Source organism: Nocardia speluncae NBRC 108251 (assembly GCF_001613245.1).
GTDB lineage: Bacteria > Actinomycetota > Actinomycetes > Mycobacteriales > Mycobacteriaceae > Nocardia > Nocardia speluncae.
Map to the genome: position 1 here is coordinate 140,198 of NZ_BDBZ01000006.1, position 16,756 is coordinate 156,953.

Sequence of the window (16,756 nt, forward strand, 5' to 3'; positions counted from 1 at the left end):
ACACATCAACTACTTCTTCGAACCGGAGGATCTCGATGAGCGCGACGAACCTGAAAGAACTCAGCGGCACCTACACCCTCGACCCCACCCACACCCGGGTCGGTTTCGTCACCCGGCACGCGATGGTGACCAAGGTGCGCGGTTCGTTCAACGAGTTCACCGGCAGCGCCTACTTCGACAGCGAGAACCCGGCGAAGTCGTCCGGCGAGGTCACCATCCAGGTCGCCAGCATCGATACCCGTAACGCCGATCGCGACAACCACCTGCGCGGACTGGACTTCCTGGGCCTCGACGAGTACCCCGAGATCACCTTCCGCACGACGGCGATCTCCCCCACCGGCGCCGACACCTTCGACGTCACCGGCGACCTCACCATCAAGGGCGTCACCCGGCCGGTCACAGTCCCGTTCACTTTCGAAGGGCAGGCCAACGATCCGTTCGGCAACGTCCGGGTCGGTTTCGAGGGGTCCACGACCATCAACCGCAAGGACTGGGGAATCATCTATAACGCGACACTGGAAACCGGCGGCGTCCTGATCTCCGACAAGGTCGTCCTGGAATTCGAGGTCTCGGCGATCAAACAGGACGATCAGGCCCAGAGCTGACCCTCCGGGGCAGGCGCCGGATCAGCCGGGCATCCGGCGCAACCCCACATATTCGGCAGTCGCGAACACCGCGACCACAATGGCGCCGACCAGCAGGAACACGATTCCGGCGGCGGTGAGCGGAAGCAGACCGGACCCGGCCAGGGCGAGCATGCCCAGCACGGAAACAGCATTGACGGCGACCACTGCCGTCGCGTGCCGCCGTGAGATCACCGGGTAGCCGGCGACCAGCAGCAGGACCAGCGCACCGCCGAGCATGGCCACACCGAACGGTATCGACCACGCAGTCGGTAGGCCCAGCGGATCCCGCAGCGGTGCCGCGGCGGCCAGCATCAGGAGGCCGAAAGCCCCGGTGCCCCAGCCGTCGAGGCGCAGAACACGGCGCAACAGATCGTCGTGGGCGGCGGGGGCGGGGGCTGTCACGGTGGTCATGGTCTGCCTTCCGATCGGAGTTTCTGCTCGCCTCCGACTGTTCCCGCTACGGGTCAGCGGCTCAATGACCTCGGAGGTCATGGTCTCGGCGCCCGGCCGCCGGATACGCTCGCTCGGTGGTACCTCGTGCGGGCACCGGCCCGTCCCGGATCGGCGGACTTTTGCGGGAATGGCGACAGCGGCGGCGGATGAGCCAGCTGGACCTGGCGCTGGCGGCCGGTTCGTCGGCGCGGCACCTGTCGTGCGTGGAAACCGGTAGGGCGGCCCCGAGCCGGGATATGGTCCTGCGGTTGTGCCGGACTCTGGATGTGCCGCTGCGCGAACGTAATACGTTGCTGGTCGCCGCCGGTTACGCCCCGGCGTACCAGGAGAGCAGCCTCGACGATGCTCATCTGGCCTCGGCACGCGCCGCGCTCGACCATATGCTCGTCGCCCATGAGCCCTATCCCGCTGTCGCGGTGGACCGCTGGTGGGATGTGATCGCCGGAAACGCGGCGCTGGCTGTCCTGATGGACGAGGTGGCACCGGATCTGTTGTCGGGACAACCCAATGTGTACCGCTTGGTTCTGCATCCTCGGGGGCTCACCGCCCGGCTGGCCAACCCGCAGCAGGTGCGCGAACAACTCCTGGAACGCCTGGCGCGGCAGGTCGATACCACCGGAGACCCGCGGTTACGGGACCTCTACGACGAAGTCGCCGGCTATCCCGCCCCGGCCGCGAGCACCGAAACGCCCGGCTCCACCGCACCCGGCCCGTTCCAGGTGCCGTTACGCCTGAACACATCCGAGGGTGAGCTGTCCCTGTTCGGAACCATGGCCACCTTCGGCGCTCCCGCCGATGTGACGCTGTCGGAACTGGCGATCGAACTCTTCTATCCGCTCGACGATTTCACCGCCCGCTACCTACGCTCGCGATACCCGGTGCGTGAACCGCACGCTCCGATACCGGGCCGCTCACCGGCCCGCGCTCTGATGCAGGACGGTTGGGGCAAGACGCGGAATGGGCCGGTCAGAGATAGCTCGTATCGTTGACCAGCCGAACCGATGATCCACCGTCCGGATAGAACTCGGCCAGCGACAGCGACGCCAAGTCCAGGTGCAGCCGGTACAGCAGCGACGGGCCGACACCCAGCGCGAGCTGCAGCAGCGTTTTGATGGGGGTCACATGGCTGACCACAACGATGTTCGCGCCCGGATACCGGGCCACCAGGTCGCGGCGCGCTTCCTCCACTCGTTCGCGGACGGCGTCGAAACTCTCCCCGCCCGGAGCGGGCAGAGAAGGATCGCCGAGCCAACGGGCGTGCAGGTCCGGGTCGCGTTCGGCGGCCTCGCGGAAGGTCAGGCCCTCCCAGTCGCCGAAATCGGTTTCGGTGAGCCCGTCGATCACCCGAACTTCCAGCCCGAGCGCGGCGGCCGCCGCTTCGGCGGTTTCCCGGGCACGGCCGAGCGGCGAGGAGACGACCGCGCCGATATCACCTTTGGCGGCAAGCATTTTCGCTGCCCGCGCCGCTTGCTCGCGACCAACCGCGGTGAGCGGCGGGTTACCCCGGCCCGAATAACGCCGCTGCACCGAGAGTTCGGTCTGCCCGTGCCGTAGCAGCAGGAAGCGGGTGGGGCGGCCGGTCGCACCGGTCCAGCCCGGCGACGCCGAAAGGCGTGCGGAGGCGCTGCGGGAATCGGCGACCGGGTCGGCACCCGCGAACCTGGCGGCGGGCCCCGGAGCCTCGGTACCGGCAGACGTGGCGTTCGCCATCGCTTTCCCGGAGGCCGGGCGCGCGGACCCGCTACTTCCCGCGGAGGTGGCGGCGACGGCCTCGTGCACTTCCTCGATCAGCCCGCCGTCATCCATGGCCTCGTTCGCGAGCCGGTCGGCATGCGAGTTCTCGGCGCGTGGAATCCAGCGATAGCTCACCCGGTCGAATCCCGCGGCCAGGCGGCGGGCACGGTCGGCGAGCGGGATCATCGCCGGGTGTTTGACCTTCCAGCGCCCCGACATCTGCTCGACCACGAGCTTGGAATCCATCCGCACCGCGACCACCCGCGCACCGAGTTCCGCCGCGGCCTCCAGCCCCGCGATCAGGCCTCGGTACTCGGCGACATTGTTGGTGGCGACACCGAGGGCTTCCTTACGTTCGGCGAGGACCGCCACCCGATCCGCGTCGAACACCACGGCGCCGTAACCCGCGGGCCCCGGGTTACCCCGCGACCCCCCGTCGGCCTCGACGATCACCTCACGCGCACTCATTCCGGCCTCCCGCTCCGTGCCGACCGCACGACCCCGCTCCGGGGCCCGAACTCACAACCCGGATTCTTTGGTCCGCACCAGCACCGCACCGCATTCGGTGCAGCGCACCACCACATCGGGCGCCGTTTTCGCGATCCGCGCGATCTCCCCGCGGTCGAGTTCGATCCGGCATGCCCCGCACCGGCGGGCCTGTAGCAGGGCCGCGCCGGTCCCGCGCTCGGTGCGCTGCCGGTCGTAGATCTTCAGCAGTTCTTCCGGGAAGATGCCGTCGAGGTTCGCGCGATCGGTCTCGCATCGCTGCTGGGCCGCGTCGAGGTCGGCCACGGCCGCGTCGCGGCGTTCACGAGCGGCGACGAGATCGGATTCGGCTTTGTCCAGCCGAGCGCCCGCATGTTCGTGATCGGCGGCGGAGGCTTCCCGCCGCTCCATCACCTCGAGCAGTTCGTCCTCGAGTACCGAACGGCGCCGTTCCAGGCTGCCGAGTTCGTGCTGCAGTTCCGACAGCTGTTTGGCGCCGACCGAACCCGCTTCGAGCACCCCGCGGTCGCGTTCTTCACGTTTGCGGACCGCCTCGACCTCGCCCTCGAGTTTGCGGATATCGCGGTCCAGATCGTCGAGCACGATCTCGACGGCCACGGCCGCGTCCTTCTGCGCATTGCGTTCGGCCTCGAACCGGTCGACCTCCTGCTGTTCGGGCAGAACGCTGCGCCGGTGCGCGATCCGGGTCAGCTCGGTGTCGACCTCGGCGAGACGCAGCAGTCGGGCCTGAATCGATGGTTCGACATTCAACGCGAACGAACTCCCTGCACGCTGTGGACGGATAGAACGTCCACCGTACTCGGTCGCCGGACGAGCCGACCGGCCGCCGGTCCCAACCCGGGCGACCGATCCGGGCCCGCAGTCTCAGCCGCCGCACCCGACGGTCCACGGGTCGGTCCGCACCCGCGACACCCGCGTTTCCAGCTCCGGCAGACCCACCCTGACGACGTCCGCGGCCTGCGCGCACCACGGGAACTCGGTGGCCCAGTGCGCGGCATCGATCAGCGCCGGACCCGACCGGCGTAGATGTTCGTCGACGGGATGGTGGCGCAGATCGGCGGTGAGGTACGCGTCGACACCGAGCCGGGTGACGGTGTCGAGCAGCGAATCCCCCGCGCCACCGCAGACGGCGACCCGGCGCAGTACGCGGCCGGGGTCGCCGGCGGAGCGCACACCCCAGGTGGTTTCCGGTAGGGCGGCGGCCGCGCGGGCGGTGAACTCCCGCAGGGTGAGCGGTTCGGCGAGTATTCCGACGCGACCCAGGCCGAGGTTGCCGGGTAGCTGGGCGCGTTCGGTGACGTGGTAGGCGGGTTCCTCGTAAGGGTGCGCGGCGCGCAGGGCCGCGAGGATCGCGCCGCGGTCGCGGGGGGCGGCGACGACTTCGATCCGGTCCTCGCTCACCCTGGTCAGCTCACCGACCGTGCCGATGGCCGGGTTCGCACCGCCGCGCGGCCGGAACTGACCGGTCCCGGCGACCCGCCACGCCACCTCCTCGTACGCTCCGGAGCCGCCGGCCCCGGCCGCGAACAGTGCCGCCAGCACCGCTTCGGCGTGGCCGCCCGGAACCTGGATGCTCCACTTGTCCACGGCGGGAACCGGTTTCGGATCGATCGGGCCGATGACGGTCAGGCCGAGTGCCGCCGCCAGCGCGTCGGAAACACCAGGGTCTGCGGAATCGGCGTTGGTATGCGCGGTGAACAACGCACAGCCCACACGGACGAGCCGATGGATCAGCGCCCCCTTCGGCCGGTCGGCCGCCACACTGTCCACTCCCCGCAGCAGCAACGGGTGGTGCGCCACCAGCGCCTGGGCTCCCCAGGACACGGCCTCCTCGACCACCTCCTCGGTCACATCGACGGCGAACAGCACCCGCCGCACATCCTCCCCCGGGTCCCCGCACACCAGCCCGACCGAATCCCACGATTCGGCCAGCCGAGGCGGATAGGCCGTCTCCAGCGTCTGGATGAGTTCCGCGAGCCTCGCCACACCACACCTTTCGTCTACCGGCGGACCGGGAGGCCCACCGAAACCGTCAACCCGATGATCCCGCTGCACGCAAGGCGTCGACGAGCCGATCGACCTCCGCACCCGGCCGCACCGCGACACGGAGATGATCCGGCCCCAGCCCCGGGAAAGTATCGCAACGCCGCACCGCGACACCCTGCTGCCGCAAATACTTCCGCACCAGCTCCCCGTCCCGGACCTCCAGCAGTAGGAACGGGGCCGCAGCCGGTGAGCCGACCCGGAGCCCGGCCGCGCTCAACCGGCCGGCCATCGCCTCCCGGTCACGCGCGATCCGCCGCGCCCGGTCCACTGATTCCGCCACGGCCCGCGGCGACGCCGTAGCGGTGATCGCCGCCAGCTGGAGTGTGCCCAGCGGCCAATGCGCGCGCCCGTGCACGAGTCTCTGCAACACCGCGGGCGCACCGAGGAGATAGCCGCAGCGCAACCCGGCCAGCGCCCAGGTCTTGGTGAGACTGCGCAAAACCAGCAGGTTGTCGCCGGCCTCCGCGGCCAGCGATTCCGGTTCCCCGGGCACTGCGTCCATGAACGCCTCGTCCACCAGCACGATCCGTCCGGGGCGTTGCAGCGCGCGCAGGGTTCGCGCAGGGTGCAGCACCGAGGTGGGGTTGGTCGGATTGCCGACCACCACCAGGTCGGCTTCCTCGGGAACCAGCGCCGGATCCAGGGTGTAGGGCGGCTCCAATACGACCCGCGTCACCGGGACCCCCGCCGCACGCAGCGCGAACTCCGGTTCGGTGAACGACGGGTGCACCACCGCCGCCAGCCGCGGACGCAGGTGGGGCAGCAGGGCGAACCCCTCCGCACCGCCGGCCAGGGTGAGTACCCGGCCCGGATCGATCCCGTGCCGGGCGGCGACCGCCTCCCGGGCCAGCCGGTCGTCCTCGGCCGACGGATACCGTCCGAGCGAGTCGAGGGCCGCGGCCAGCCGCTCCCGCAGCCATTCCGGCGGCCCGCTGCCCTGTACGTTCACCGCGAAATCCAGCAGCCCCGGGAGGGCTTCCACATCACCGTGATGACGTAAACCGGCGAGATCGACCTGGTCAGCGAGCATGAGACGCACCCTACGTGGCGCTCACGGGGTGCAACACGCCAGAATGGCTGTCGTGGGTGAGCTGCACATATCGTTCGTCTGTACCGGCAACATCTGCCGGTCCCCGATGGCGGAGAAGATCCTGGCCGGGCATCTGTCACGCGCCGGCCTGACCGATCGGGTCCGGGTGAGCAGTGCGGGCACCCACGGCTGGCATACGGGTGCGGAGGCCGACCCGCGCACCACCGAAACCTTGCGGCGCCACGGCTACCCCACCGGCCATCGCGCCGCCGAGTTCGGCGCCGAGCACCACGACGCGGATCTGGTGGTCGCGATGACGACCGACCACGATCGCAACCTCGCCCTCCGCGGGGTGCCGTCGGAGCGCCGGCGATTGCTGCGGAGTTTCGATCCCGATGCCGACGGTACGGATGTGCCCGACCCCTACTACGGCACGACCGCCGAGTTCGACCTGGTCCGCGACCAGATCGAGGCCGCGGTGCCGGGCTTGCTGGACTGGGTCCGCGCGACGCTCGCCGCCCGCGCCGGTGAACCGGAGCCGGTCTGATGCGCCGCCTCGCCTTCGTGCTGCGCCCGGGCTGGCTGATCCTGGCCGCGGTGGTGGCCGGGTTCGCCTACATGTGTTTCACGGTGCTGGCGCCCTGGCAGCTGGGCAAGAACGAGAGCACCTCCGAACGCAACCAGTTGATCGAGGATTCGGTGGACGCCGACCCGGTCCCGATCACCGATCTACTCGACGGTGACGCCGCGACCGAGTGGCAGAAGGTTTACGCCGAGGGCCGCTATGTCCCGGATTCGACCGTGCTCGTCCGCCTGCGGCACCTCGACGGCGCCCCCGCCTACGGCGTGCTGGCGGCGTTCACCCTCACCGACGGCCGCACAGTGCTGGTCGACCGCGGGCTGATCGCCGCGGTGGACGGTTCCCAGCCGCCGCCGATCGAACCGGCACCCACCGGCACCCACCGGGTCGAGGCACGGGTGCGGGCCTCGGAGAACATCGACCCGGAGCGGGCCCCGGCCGTACAGAACGGGATCCCGCACGTCTACTCGATCGACGTCCCGCAGGAAACCACCGTCCTCGGGCTACCGCTGACACCGGTCCCCGTGGGTGAGCGCGGCGCCTACCTCCAGCTCTCCGAAGACCAGCCGGGCGCCTTCACACCCGTCCCCCTCCCCCAGCTCGACTCCGGGCCCTACCTCTCCTACGGCCTGCAATGGCTCGCGTTCGGCATCATGGCCCCCCTGGGCCTCGGCTACTTCGCCTGGGCCGAGATCCGGGAACGCCGCAAGTCGCGGGCCCCGGCGCAACCCGAACCGGACGCCCCAGAATCCGAACCCGCTACCAAGGAAGCACGTCTGGCCGACCGCTACGGACGAACTCCTCGCTGACGGCACCCGTACCGCGCCGCCGCCGCACGTCCGCTCGACAAGCTGCCCCCCGGGACGCTGCTGTTGTCGTGGGTAGGCGTGGCCTGCGCCGAGGTTTGTGTGTGCAGACCGGGCGGCGCAGCGACGCCACTCCACACATCGCCGACTCTGCCGGGCGCACTGCCGCCCCGGCACACCGGCCGCTCCAACGCTGCCGGCCGCCCCGGAAAGAATCCGATCCGGACGGCAACCCGGCCGAGTGCACCCAGTGACGGCGCGCCGGCCCCCGGCCCCGCGCGCCAACTGACCGCAACCGTCGAACGGGAACGTGAGCAGCAGTGATCACACTGCCCGTCGCCCCCTGTCACGCCGTACTGCCGAGGGGCGATCCCCGCCCTGAGTCACCCGCTCACTCCCGACCTCCGCCGGTACGCCGCGGGCCCACTACCGTCGACTCCGAAAGCGGTGCGGCAGCATCGGAAATACGTTCTGCACAACACGAGCCGGAAAGTACCGCCGAGCTTTCCGCACCGGAATACTGCACATCTCTGGAGCAAAATTGCGCTTACTCTTCTCTGTCACCCCGGCTTTCGGCCATCTGTTCCCGGTCGTGCCGCTGGCTCGGGCGGCGCTGGACCGCGGACACCGCGTCGGAGTTCTCACCTGCTCCGGGATGGCCGAGGTGGTGGCGCGCGAACTGCCCGGCGCCGACCTTCTTCCCGCCGGGACCATGCCACTGGAATTCTCACTCCTTGCCCAGGAACGCACCGGGGTCGATGTCATGCAGCCCACGCCGGAAGTGATCGGCGAGATCTTCGGTGGCGCCCGCCTGGAAACAGCGATCGACGATGCTGTCGCTGCCGCGCGCGAATGGCGCCCGGACACGGTGATCGCGGAGGCGTTCGACACCGTCGGCCCGGCGGTGGCCGCCACCCTCGAGGTGCCGTGGCACCAGATCGGTCTGGGCCCGGCGTTACCCGAACCGATCGTCGCGGAGATCACCGGCGCGGCCGCGAAGCGATACAGCGACCGCGGGCTCGTCCCGGCAGCACCGCGCTGCTATATCGACCCCTGCCCACCCGCTGTTCAGGGACCGGACCTGCGCAGCGATGTGCGGCGGCTACCCATGCGGCCGGAACCGCATTCCACACCGGGTTCGGTATGGGAGCCGCCGGCCGGGCAACCCGGGCAGCCGCGCGTGCTCGTCACCCTCGGCACCATTTTCTCGGACCGGGCCCTACTCGACGAGGTGGTGGGGGCCGTTGCATCCACGGGCGCCACCGTGATCGCGACGGTCGGCATGGCGATGAAGGAGGAGACGACCGCCGCGCCACCTGTTACACACCCCGAATCGGTGCATTTCGTACAGTTCGCACCGATGGACCAGCTGCTGTCCGGCGTCGATCTGGTGGTCTCGGCCGGCGGCGCCGGAACTGTGCTGGCGGCGATGAGCCGGGCCGTGCCACTCGTGCTCTGGCCGCAGGGCGCCGACCAGCCGATCAACGCGGCACGGGCTCAGGCTGCGGGGGTCGCATCGGTGGTGGATACGGCCGCCGCACTCCCCGGCGCGGTCACCGAGGCCCTCCAGGACACGGCGTTGCGCGCGGCAGCCGCGACGGCCGCGCACCAGATCGCGGCACTCCCGGTACCCGCCGAGGTTTTGGACGAAATCGTCGCCCTCTCCACAGCCGCTGACTGATACTTCGGCCGGGCGCCCACACGGTGCAGTGCGGCGCGCCCGGCCGTCGTTGCGCCGGGGTGCGATCGGTCACCACCGGAGTCACCCGGCCAGGACCGGATCCGGAGGTCATTCGAGCGTATTCAGCCCCACCAAAGTGGCAAAGACCAGCGCACCGTGTTCGGATCCTTCGGCGCCGGACAGAATCGAGTCCAGTAGTGGCGCATTGATCAGCATCCCGGAGCCGAAGCGACCGGATTCCGTGGCGCTGACCATGACCGCATAGATGACAGCGGCATAGACCCGGGACCGCGGCACCGCAAGATTCAGTGCGTCGTCCAATTGGGCGTCCACGGCGTCGATTACATCCTGGATCACGCCGATCTCGAGCTCGCGCAGCTGACCGTCCATGTCCACGGCCTTCACACTCCGAAGTGCGGGCGGTCGGCCGGAATCAGCCGATCATGGTCCACCAGCATGGTCTTGGCCTGGTATTTCAGGCGGCATACCGTAATCGGGCAGTCGATATGCTCTTGCATGATCCGATGTGCACGGTCGACGGTCAGGGCGGGTAGGGCGCTATGACTCAGGGGCGGAACGGTATCCATCACGGCACCTCCGGTGTCTTCGGTCAGATTGATTCGCTATGAGACTGCCGCGCAGCAACTGTCGAATACAGGGCAAAGCACCTGGTCAGCGAAACTTCACCGAATCACAATGCAGTGTTGTGCAACACATTCTATGATCGGCGCGTTCTGCAACAAACCATCGCTTTGTAATGCAACGGGGAGGGGAACGCATGAAGGAGGATCGCTCGCTCGAGGTGGGCGGGACACTGCCGCGTCGGCAGCTGGGCCGCTATCTCAAGGAGGCGCGGGAGGGGTCGGGGATGACACTCGATCGGGCCGCTGCGCTGATGGAGTGGAACAAGTCGACACTCAGCCGGCTGGAACGTGGCCTGACCGAGCGGGTCCGGGTACGCGATGTCCTCGCTCTATGCGAGAGCTATGGTCTCGACGACGACCAAGCGGCGGTGGCGAAAGGTCTCGCCGAACAGACACCGGCCAAGTCTTGGTGGCACGCTTATGGGGACCTGATCCCGTCTTGCGGATGTGCTCAGGTTTCGACACGCATTCGCCACCCTGCAAGCAGCGGGGCCAGAACCTCGGCCGAGCCGCGACCTGATAAGAGAAATTGCAAGGAGTGTCAGCTCGTGAACGTTGATCTATCCAGCGCCCAGTGGTTCAAGTCGCGCCACAGCGGCGGCGGAGCCGACTGCGTAGAGATCGCGCACCTCGACGGCGGCGTGGTCGCGGTGCGCGATTCCAAGAATCCGACCGGCCCCGCCCTGGTATTCACACCGGCCGAGCGGGACACCTTCCTGGGCGCCGCCCGCCCCTGATACGAGGCCACACCATACGGGGGCTATGGAGCTTCTGGCTTCACCGCCGCGGCAGGCCACCGCCTTCTCGTCTCTTTCAAGACGCCGCGACCGACTGATTCAATCGTTGCTCTGACCTCTAGCGCGGTTCGGCGCAGACCGAGCCACGACCAGCACTACGGCCGAGGCGAGCGCCGCGTATTGCACCAGTGTCGACAACCGCACCGCCCGGCGCAGGTCGGCGACGGCCGGGGGCCGGCCGTCGCCAAGTTCCGGGCGCTGTTCGATCCCGTGCCGGTATTCGGTGCGCCCGCCGAGGCGGATACCGAGCGCGCCCGCGGCCGATGCCTCCACCACGCCTGCGTTGGGGCTCGGATGCCGGTGCGCGTCACGGTGCCATATCCGCACGACTTCACCCGACCGGCCGCCGACCGCCGGCGCCACCACTGCGGTCAGCAGGCCGGTCACGCGCGCGGGCAGTAGGTTGGCGATATCGTCGACGCGCGCCGCAGCCCAGCCGAACCGCCGGTACCGCTCGTTGCGGTACCCGATCATCGCGTCCAGCGTGTTCACTGCCCGGTAGCCCAGTAGCCCGGGCACACCCGCCACCGCACCCCACAGCAAGGGCGCGACTGCGGCATCGGAGGTGTTCTCCGCGATCGACTCCAGCGCGGCCCGGGCCAGCCCGTCGGCATCGAGGACCTCCGGGTCACGACCGCACAGCGCGGGCAGCAGTTCCCGGGCTCCCGCCAGATCGCCGGATTCGAGCCGCTGCGCCATCGCATGCCCGGTCCGCGCCAGACTCCGGCCGCCCAGCACGGTCCAGGTCGCCAGGGCTACGGGTAACGCACCTCCACGGCGGATCGCGAGACCTACGCCCACGGTCGCGCCTACCAGCACTATCTCGTGCACGATCCCGGCCCGCCGCCGGTCCGCGTAGGTCGTCGTCTCGAGGGATGCCGCGAGCATCCCGAACCCGGCCACCGGATGCCACCGCTGCGGATCGCCGAACAGACGGTCCAGCGCGAATCCGGCCAGCAGACCGGCCGCCGTCGAAACACCGCTACGCACCGGCCGAGCCTAACCATCACCACATGCGTGCGGCTGTGGGGGCGCCGGACGCCTGGGAGAACCGCCATGCACTTCGCCGATCCGGTGGAGATCGCCTCCCCGATCGTCGCGGCCGGCAGGTCGGCGGGATCGCATTCGGTTACGGCGCAATATCCTGGTGCGTGCCGCGATTGTCACACATCGAATGCCGGTTTCGTCATCGCGACGACACCGTTTCGCCCGGCGCCCACGGGCCCGACGACAAGGAACCACAGTGACCGACGGACCCGCCCCCACCGACCTGGCCGCTCGTTTCGAGGAACTGCGCCCGTACCTGCGCCGGCTCGCTTACAGCACGCTCGGCAGCCTGGCCGATGCCGACGATGTGGTGCAGGAGGCGTGGCTGCGGTGGCAGCGGCATATCGAAACCGGTGGTGCGGCGATCGATAATCTGCAGGCCTGGCTCAGCACGGTCGTCGGGCGACTGGCGCTGGACCAGCTCGGGTCGGCGCGGGTGCGGCGCGAACAGTATGTGGGCGAATGGCTGCCCGAGCCCGCAGTGGCGGATTGGGAGGATCCGGCGGACCGGATCTCGCAGGACGAACGGGTCACCATGGCACTGCTGGTGGTGCTGGAATCGCTGTCGCCGGCCGAGCGCACCGCCTTTGTTCTGCACGATGTGTTCGGCATGGGTGGTCCGGAGGTCGCCGAGGTGGTGGGCCGCACCCCGGCCGCGGTCCGTCAGCTGGCCTCGCGGGCCCGGAAACGGGTGGAGGACGGTACGCCGCGATTCCCCGCGTCACCGGACGAGCACCGGAAGGTGGTTTCGGCGTTCGCGCTGGCCTGGCGGTCCGGGGATATGAACGCACTGCTGAGTGTGCTCGACGAACGGGTCTCGCTCACCGCGGACGGCGGCGGGAAGGTGCCCGCGATCCGCAGGCCGGTGCAGGGCGCCGAACTCATCGCCAAGATGCTCCTCGGCTGGTATCACGCACCGTCGGCGCCCGGCGGCTGGGGCCGTTCGATCGAGGTCAACGGCTCGCCGGGGCTGCTCGTTTTCGACGGCCGGCATCCCGGGGTCTTCTCCTTCACCGTGGATGCGGGCCGGATCACCGCCATCCACGCCGTACGCAACCCCGACAAGCTGCGCAACCTGCCGGAGGGTGTCGGCGCCGAGTGGTTGCTGAACGAATCCCCCGGGCAGACCTGTCCGGGCGAGGACTAGAGGCGGCGGTCACCGCACCGTATCCCCAGGCTCTGACGCCGACGGCCCTCGTGCTGTCCCGGGACGGAAAGGGAGAGGACAGGGCGGCAGCCGGGCGCGCGCCGAGGCTGCACCGCAGCGCTTGCTCCCCGCGGATGAATCCGGGAAGCTCCGCGCTAGGTTGGCGTGATGAGGATCGAAGTCAGCGGACATCAGCCCGAGATTCACGACTCCGCGTGGATCGCGCCCACCGCGTGCGTGATCGGCAGAGTGAAGCTCGAGGCGCAGGCCAGTATCTGGTACAACGCTGTCCTGCGTGGTGATACCGAACTGATCACCGTGGGCGAGCGCAGCAATATCCAGGACGGCTGTGTACTGCACGCCGACCCCGGTTTCCCGACGACCGTCGGTGCCGGTGTGTCGGTGGGCCATAACGCGATCCTGCACGGTTGCACGATCGAGGACGATTGCCTGATCGGCATGGGTGCGACAGTGCTCAACGGTGCCGTGATCGGGCGCGGGAGCCTGGTCGCGGCCAATGCGCTGATCCCCGAGGGTGCGCAGATTCCGCCGGGTTCACTGGTGGCCGGTGTCCCCGGCAAGGTGCGCCGGGAGCTGACTCCCGAACAACAGCGCGGGCTCGAGCTCAATGCCATGGTCTACCTGCACCATATGTCCGAGCACCAGACCGCCAAGGAGCTGTGAAGCGCCATCCCGGACACTTTTCTGGACAAGCGTCCAGTTGGTGGCTGATACGATGAGAGGGACGTATCCGGGGAGACGGGTGAGCTCGAAACCCACTGTCCTGCAAGACGCCGGCGTTTCGAGCAAGCCCGAGCGTGTAGGCACCCAGGGTGCCGGCAGGAGGTGTGACGGGTGGCGTGTGAGCATTCCGAGGCGCGCCGGCCGAGCAGGCGGGTCAGTGTGGCCGATATCGCCGCGCAGCCGGGGGGTATCGAAGCACTGTTGCGCCGCGTCCACGAACTCCGTTCCAGCGGCGAAGATTTCGCGGCCAACGCAATAGAACGAGAGATGGCCGAGCTCGACCTGTTCGCGGAGTGACGCCAGGCACGAAACCAACGCGCAGGTCATGTGGTGAACACGGGGTCCGATACAGTGGGGAAACCATGCCACCCGTACCACCGATTCTGCAGCGCATCCTGTCCGAAGCACCCGCCGACAGCGTGAAGGTCCTCGACAGCGCGCTCTCGGCGTTCCTGGACTTCGGGATCAAACGCACGAGCATGGGCGAGATCGCGCGGCGTGCCGGGATCAGCCCCGCGACCCTTTATCGCCGCTTCGAATCGAAGAACGACCTCGTCGAATCGGTGACTGTCCGCGAAGCGCAGCGTTTCGTCGCCGAAATCGACGATCGGGTGCGCACGGTGGCGGGCTCCGAGGACCAACTGGTGGAGATCTTCGTCGCGTTCATCTCCGCGATCGCGGGCAATCCGCTGCTGTCGCGGCTGCTGCGCACCGAACCGGACCTGGTACTGCCCCGCCTCACCACCGAGGCCGGTCCGATTCTCGCCGTCGGCCGCACCTATCTGGCCGCGAAACTACGCGAACTCGGCGATTACGGTGACAGCGCCGATTTCGACCCCGACCTGGTCGCCGAGATCATGGCCCGGCTGGCCCTGTCGCTGGCCCTCACACCCGACGGCCTCATCCCCATCGAAGACGAAGCGGCCGGACGCGAATTCGCCCGCCGCACGCTGCTGCCGATAGTCTCCGGGCCCACCGCAGGCTGAACACCCTCACAACGCGAAGGCCCGATTCACCAGGTCGTCCAGTTCGTGCTGCGCAGCCGGCGCAGGCTCCGGTTCCTGCGCCAGCTCACGGGCCAGACCGGCGATCGCCACCGCCGGCGCAGTGGCGGGATCCGGTAGCGGCAGCCGGGAAACATACTGGGTTATCCAGCGGCGGCGCCCGGAGTACAGCCGGTTACCGCATACGGCGTCGTAGAACCGCACCCCCAGCGCGGAGTTCGCGATACCCATCATCAAACAGGCCAGTTCCTCGGCCGGGAAATCACCAGCCAGCTCGGACAGCGAAATCCAGTAGCAGTCACCGTTGACCACCGCGCCCGACCGGTCCAGCGCAAACCGCGGCTGATCGCTGATATCCGGGAAAACCACCTTGGGCGTTTGCCACATACTCGGCCGCTGCGGAACCCAGTGCTCGAACCATTTCCGGCCGGCGTCGGTGAGATAACTCCGTGCGCTCAGCACCTCCCGATGCTGTTCGAGATAAGCGGCGGTACGCGGATAGTGCGCCAGATCCACTGGTATCCGGCGCGGATGGTCCAGGTCGTACGGGTACAGCACCCGGGTGCGGCGACTCCCCTCGACTCGCCACGGACGCAGGTCGTGGTGGGTGATGAGATCGCACAGCAGCTCCGGTTCGGTAACCGGGTCTCCCCAGTGCTCGGAGATGAAGACGCGGTCCGCATTGGTCTTGATCCCCACCCGGATACGCGCGAGGTCCCCGAATGTCCGCCACATCCGCGCCGACACCGCGTCCAGCCAGTCATCGTGTCCCACTCGCGCCATCCGCCACCCCACCGACGCCGAACCGGCCGGAACCGCCAGCTCCCCCACTGTCACCGCGAACCGCCGCCCCTGCCACCGGATCGACGCATCGGTACCAGCGCACAGCGCCTCGAACAGGTCCGCTCCTTCCATGAACGGCCCGCGATCCGGCACGCCCTCGTCCCGATCCGAATCGGCCGACGACTTCCGTCCGTCGCGCTCGGTGCGGCCGGCAGGAAGACAGCCCCCCGTCCCCGGCGACGCCGGAGCCGCTCGTCCCGGCCACTCTGCACCCTGGCCACATGCCGGCTCGCCGGTCCCACCGGGTGGCAGCGGCGTCACCTCCTCCGCCACCGGCCCAGGAAGCACACTCGCCCGCGCGCCGGGACTCTCCTGGTAGACCGAGACGTACCGGCACCGCTCGCGCGCCCGGCCGCGCACGGCGATGGTCACCGCCGGTAGCACCGCCGCCTCGAACAGTTTGGTATCGCCCAGGTCGTACAGTTCCACGGCCGTCAGTTCCCCCAGCAGCACCGCACGCAGATTCGCACCGGCCTTCGTGGTCAGGAACCTATTGGCGCACAACAGCCCGAACACCCCGTCCGGTACCAGCAGGCGCGGTATCGCGGCGACGAACGGATGGGTGAGGTCGAACCGGCCGCGCAGACCGAACTGCCCACGCAACGCCTGCGCCGCTTCACCACCCAGCTGCTGGGTCCGCACGTACGGCGGATTCGCGATCACCACGTGAAAGGACGCCGTCGGTAGTGCAGCACATTCGGCCAGGAAATCGGCCTGCCGCCAGTCGACCACCACCCCGGCCCGAGCAGCCCGGTCTCGCGCCGCTCCCAGACCCTCCGGGTCCAGGTCGTATCCCACCATCTCGACGGGTACCTCCGGCAGTCGCTCGGCGAGGGCGGCCCGGATCGCGAACAGCAATTCCCCACCCCCGCACGCGGGATCGAGCACCCGCAGTCCCGCCCCCGGGATCGCCACCCGCGCCGCCACCCGTCCGGCGAGGAACTCCGCCAACGCGGTCGGTGTGTAGTGCCGTCCATGCCTTTTACGCTCGCGAGCCCCCGCACCATCGCGTCCCATGCGCGCATTCTTGTCCACGCAGGCCGTGAACCCGGTCATTTCCGAAATTG

Annotated in this window: 19 protein-coding genes; 10 read left to right on the forward strand and 9 right to left on the reverse strand. The window is 68.9% G+C overall.

Annotated elements, in window-relative coordinates; all coding sequences use genetic code 11:
• Positions 1 to 35 precede the first annotated feature (35 nt).
• Complete coding sequence (locus NS6_RS08950) at positions 36 to 605, forward strand: YceI family protein (protein ID WP_068039359.1); 570 nt, start codon at positions 36 to 38, stop codon at positions 603 to 605.
• Between the two features lie 21 nt (positions 606 to 626).
• On the opposite strand, the gene NS6_RS08955 is transcribed toward NS6_RS08950, so the two are convergent.
• Positions 627 to 1,037 (reverse strand): hypothetical protein, encoded by a 411-nt coding sequence (locus NS6_RS08955; RefSeq protein WP_068039362.1) that lies wholly within the window; start codon positions 1,035 to 1,037, stop codon positions 627 to 629.
• Between the two features lie 116 nt (positions 1,038 to 1,153).
• Between NS6_RS08955 and NS6_RS08960 the strand changes: the two genes are divergently transcribed.
• Positions 1,154 to 2,068, forward strand: a complete 915-nt coding sequence (locus tag NS6_RS08960; protein WP_245669205.1) for a helix-turn-helix domain-containing protein — start codon at positions 1,154 to 1,156, stop codon at positions 2,066 to 2,068.
• Here the strand turns inward: NS6_RS08960 and NS6_RS08965 are convergent.
• The 4 genes from NS6_RS08965 to cobC all read right to left on the reverse strand — a co-directional run bounded on the left by NS6_RS08965 (position 2,046) and on the right by cobC (position 6,396).
• A complete protein-coding gene (locus NS6_RS08965; RefSeq protein ID WP_068039365.1) occupies positions 2,046 to 3,281 on the reverse strand; it encodes a bifunctional RNase H/acid phosphatase in 1,236 nt (411 codons plus the stop codon). The genes NS6_RS08960 and NS6_RS08965 overlap by 23 nt on opposite strands.
• 51 nt (positions 3,282 to 3,332) lie before the next feature.
• A complete protein-coding gene (locus NS6_RS08970; protein ID WP_068039368.1) occupies positions 3,333 to 4,070 on the reverse strand; it encodes a zinc ribbon domain-containing protein in 738 nt (245 codons plus the stop codon).
• Between the two features lie 114 nt (positions 4,071 to 4,184).
• Complete coding sequence (locus NS6_RS08975) at positions 4,185 to 5,306, reverse strand: Nif3-like dinuclear metal center hexameric protein (RefSeq protein ID WP_068039371.1); 1,122 nt, start codon at positions 5,304 to 5,306, stop codon at positions 4,185 to 4,187.
• Between the two features lie 46 nt (positions 5,307 to 5,352).
• A complete protein-coding gene (cobC, locus tag NS6_RS08980; protein WP_068039374.1) occupies positions 5,353 to 6,396 on the reverse strand; it encodes an Rv2231c family histidinol phosphate aminotransferase CobC in 1,044 nt (347 codons plus the stop codon).
• Positions 6,397 to 6,439: 43 nt separating this feature from the next.
• Here cobC and NS6_RS08985 point away from each other — a divergent pair, with 43 nt between their 5' ends.
• The 3 genes from NS6_RS08985 to NS6_RS08995 all read left to right on the forward strand — a co-directional run bounded on the left by NS6_RS08985 (position 6,440) and on the right by NS6_RS08995 (position 9,463).
• Entirely contained in the window at positions 6,440 to 6,943 is a 504-nt protein-coding gene (locus NS6_RS08985) for a low molecular weight protein-tyrosine-phosphatase (protein WP_068039377.1), read from the forward strand.
• The gene (locus NS6_RS08990; RefSeq protein ID WP_068039379.1) at positions 6,943 to 7,785 is read left to right on the forward strand and encodes an SURF1 family cytochrome oxidase biogenesis protein; all 843 of its coding nucleotides are present in this window, start codon (positions 6,943 to 6,945) and stop codon (positions 7,783 to 7,785) included. Before NS6_RS08985 ends, NS6_RS08990 begins: the two co-directional genes overlap by 1 nt.
• 538 nt (positions 7,786 to 8,323) lie before the next feature.
• A complete protein-coding gene (locus NS6_RS08995) occupies positions 8,324 to 9,463 on the forward strand; it encodes a glycosyltransferase (protein ID WP_068039383.1) in 1,140 nt (379 codons plus the stop codon).
• A gap of 108 nt (positions 9,464 to 9,571) precedes the next feature.
• Here the strand turns inward: NS6_RS08995 and NS6_RS09000 are convergent, their stop codons facing one another.
• Positions 9,572 to 9,868, reverse strand: coding sequence for a hypothetical protein (locus NS6_RS09000; RefSeq protein ID WP_068039386.1), 297 nt, complete (start codon positions 9,866 to 9,868; stop codon positions 9,572 to 9,574).
• The gene (locus NS6_RS09005) at positions 9,865 to 10,050 is read right to left on the reverse strand and encodes a hypothetical protein (RefSeq protein ID WP_068039389.1); all 186 of its coding nucleotides are present in this window, start codon (positions 10,048 to 10,050) and stop codon (positions 9,865 to 9,867) included. The genes NS6_RS09000 and NS6_RS09005 overlap by 4 nt, the downstream gene beginning before the upstream one ends.
• 191 nt (positions 10,051 to 10,241) lie before the next feature.
• Here NS6_RS09005 and NS6_RS36435 point away from each other — a divergent pair, with 191 nt between their 5' ends.
• The gene (locus NS6_RS36435) at positions 10,242 to 10,844 is read left to right on the forward strand and encodes a DUF397 domain-containing protein (protein ID WP_168443516.1); all 603 of its coding nucleotides are present in this window, start codon (positions 10,242 to 10,244) and stop codon (positions 10,842 to 10,844) included.
• Positions 10,845 to 10,943: 99 nt separating this feature from the next.
• Here the strand turns inward: NS6_RS36435 and NS6_RS09015 are convergent, their stop codons facing one another.
• On the reverse strand, positions 10,944 to 11,894 hold the full coding sequence (locus tag NS6_RS09015; RefSeq protein WP_068039397.1) for a cobalamin biosynthesis protein: 951 nt from the start codon (positions 11,892 to 11,894) through the stop codon (positions 10,944 to 10,946).
• Positions 11,895 to 12,147: 253 nt separating this feature from the next.
• Here NS6_RS09015 and sigJ point away from each other — a divergent pair, with 253 nt between their 5' ends.
• From sigJ to NS6_RS09040, 4 genes are all read left to right on the forward strand, one after another.
• On the forward strand, positions 12,148 to 13,098 hold the full coding sequence (gene sigJ / locus NS6_RS09025) for an RNA polymerase sigma factor SigJ (protein WP_068039402.1): 951 nt from the start codon (positions 12,148 to 12,150) through the stop codon (positions 13,096 to 13,098).
• 168 nt (positions 13,099 to 13,266) lie between these two features.
• The gene (locus NS6_RS09030) at positions 13,267 to 13,782 is read left to right on the forward strand and encodes a gamma carbonic anhydrase family protein (RefSeq protein ID WP_068039405.1); all 516 of its coding nucleotides are present in this window, start codon (positions 13,267 to 13,269) and stop codon (positions 13,780 to 13,782) included.
• A 171-nt stretch (positions 13,783 to 13,953) separates the two neighbouring features.
• On the forward strand, positions 13,954 to 14,139 hold the full coding sequence (locus NS6_RS09035; RefSeq protein ID WP_068039408.1) for a hypothetical protein: 186 nt from the start codon (positions 13,954 to 13,956) through the stop codon (positions 14,137 to 14,139).
• 65 nt (positions 14,140 to 14,204) lie between these two features.
• The gene (locus NS6_RS09040; RefSeq protein WP_068039410.1) at positions 14,205 to 14,828 is read left to right on the forward strand and encodes a TetR/AcrR family transcriptional regulator; all 624 of its coding nucleotides are present in this window, start codon (positions 14,205 to 14,207) and stop codon (positions 14,826 to 14,828) included.
• A 6-nt stretch (positions 14,829 to 14,834) separates the two neighbouring features.
• Here NS6_RS09040 and NS6_RS09045 read toward each other — a convergent pair whose 3' ends face one another.
• Positions 14,835 to 16,745 (reverse strand): Eco57I restriction-modification methylase domain-containing protein, encoded by a 1,911-nt coding sequence (locus NS6_RS09045; protein ID WP_245669207.1) that lies wholly within the window; start codon positions 16,743 to 16,745, stop codon positions 14,835 to 14,837.
• Positions 16,746 to 16,756: the final 11 nt, after the last annotated feature.